The organism is Phyllobacterium lublinensis (assembly GCF_020164435.1).
Taxonomy (GTDB): domain Bacteria; phylum Pseudomonadota; class Alphaproteobacteria; order Rhizobiales; family Rhizobiaceae; genus Phyllobacterium; species Phyllobacterium lublinensis.
Map to the genome: position 1 here is coordinate 1 of NZ_JAIUDQ010000033.1, position 1,856 is coordinate 1,856.

The window sequence follows — 1,856 nt, forward strand, 5'->3', positions numbered from 1 at the left end:
TGGGTGCTTCGGGTCGATGCCACACGGTTTCGACTGCAACAGCCAGAAGCCCAAGGCCAATTATGTAAACGATCAGGCTCCTGACGCTGGGCGTAAAATCAAGCGCGATCATAACTCGGGCCACCGCCCATCCGGTAAAGAAGATACCCGTGAACAAGGCAATCCGGCGATACCAGAAGGCTGCCATCACATCATCCATCGGAATCAGGCGAACTGTGGAGTGGTTGCCATCGTTCAGTTGCCGGCGATCAGTGCCGAGCAGGATGGCGGTCATTCGAATGATCACGCGCCACGCGATCAACGCGACCAGCATGGGCAACATGATCGCAGCCAGCAGCGGCGGCCAGGTAAAGGCGAGGAAAGCGCCGATGCTGGCAAAAGTAAAAACGATCAGTGGTGCGATAGCGGCAAAGATCGTCCGGCCAATCAGGTGGTGCCGCGCTGGCGTGCCTACCTCCATCGTGGCTGAAGCAACATTCCGGCTGCCCCCGCTCACTAAACGCCGGAAGGCAAATTCGGCACCAAAGCCCAGCGCCGCAAATGTGACGAAAAGCACCAGGATTGCTCCCGGACGATGCCCGCTGATTTCAGTCATGATTGTCGAGCGTGCCCCGACAAATTCACCCGGGACTGCTGGAATGGCTTGCGCGATTCTCCGCAGATGCGCACGAATGGTGTTCGACCAAGGCATGAAATCGCTCGCGCCTGGTTCAGCAGGTACCTCTGCGGCGGGTTGCGTCGTTCCCTTGGTGTTGATCCACGCTTTGATTTCCGGATCATCCAGGAGTTTGATCAGTTCCTCAAGCCTTGCGGGAGGCGGCGGCGCTACCACGGTCTGAGCTTGCGAAGACGTAATAGTCACGTACAGCATTGCAAGGCCTAACGCCAAGCAGGCGCTCACCTTTGCGCTCAAGTCCCGAATTGCAGCAATGCGCATTCAAATCCCTGACATGTGGTTTCACACCATACGCTCAATGCACCGTCCTGTCACAGGAACTTGGTCCACTAACGCTGGCGACCGGCAGCAAGTCCCGTGTGCGCAGCCGACATTACGTCGCCGATGGCACGCGAGCTCAAGCAGACCGAAAAGGACGGCAGGACCCTTGCGATCGCGCCCTATTTGCACGCCGCGAGGTATAGTTGCCAGGAATGTCGACCTAGCCTCCCAAACCTTCGCCGGGCTCTCGGCGCTGGCTACTCAATGTTGCAGAATGACCGCGGTAATCTCGATATCGTTGCAGGCCTGAAGATATGGAACGCCAGCACTGAGATCTCGTTCAGCGGAGGCATTGTCAGTCGCCAGACGGTCCGCTTCTTGTGAACCCGGTCAGGGTCGTCTTCGAATGGCACGACTTCACAGTCGACGATATCACATTCCCGGCAGCGGAATTTCAAGCTTCTGAAGGTGCGACCGTGGCCGTTGATGGTGCCAAGATCACTTGCCACAAAGAATCCTTTTTTTTGCGTTTGCCGCACGTCACCCGCACCAGGATACGGGCTTTTGCAACATCTCATCAGCGAAGCGTTTGAAGAGGCTAGACAGATCAGGGCGAGTATTAACGAGATCGGCGAGGCGGCGAACTTGTCTCCGACGCATCGCTCAAATGAATGCTCCTGACTGGAAAGGCCCGCTCAGCCGACGGAACCAGTGAAACCTCGTTTGTCCTGCGACAGCGTCGGCTGTGTTACCAGACGTGGACGGCAGGGCGGACAGAACAGTTTTCTGGTTTCCGGTCTTGGCAACGAAATGGCAGGCGAGCGCATATCCGTCATGCTGTGGCTCCATGTACACGACGCCTTCAGAGGGCCACTGCAGCCACGCGGCCGAGGAACCGTTACTGCCGTGAGACGTTGCG

1 protein-coding gene and 1 pseudogene are annotated in these 1,856 nt (G+C 57.5%); both read right to left on the reverse strand.

Annotated features, from left to right (window positions below):
- A pseudogene (locus tag K9U38_RS21855) lies at nt 1-871 on the reverse strand (hypothetical protein); the annotation flags it as partial.
- A gap of 729 nt (nt 872-1,600) precedes the next feature.
- Nucleotides 1,601-1,856 (reverse strand): hypothetical protein (locus tag K9U38_RS21860; RefSeq protein ID WP_224496465.1); only part of this gene is annotated, 256 nt, incomplete at its 5' end.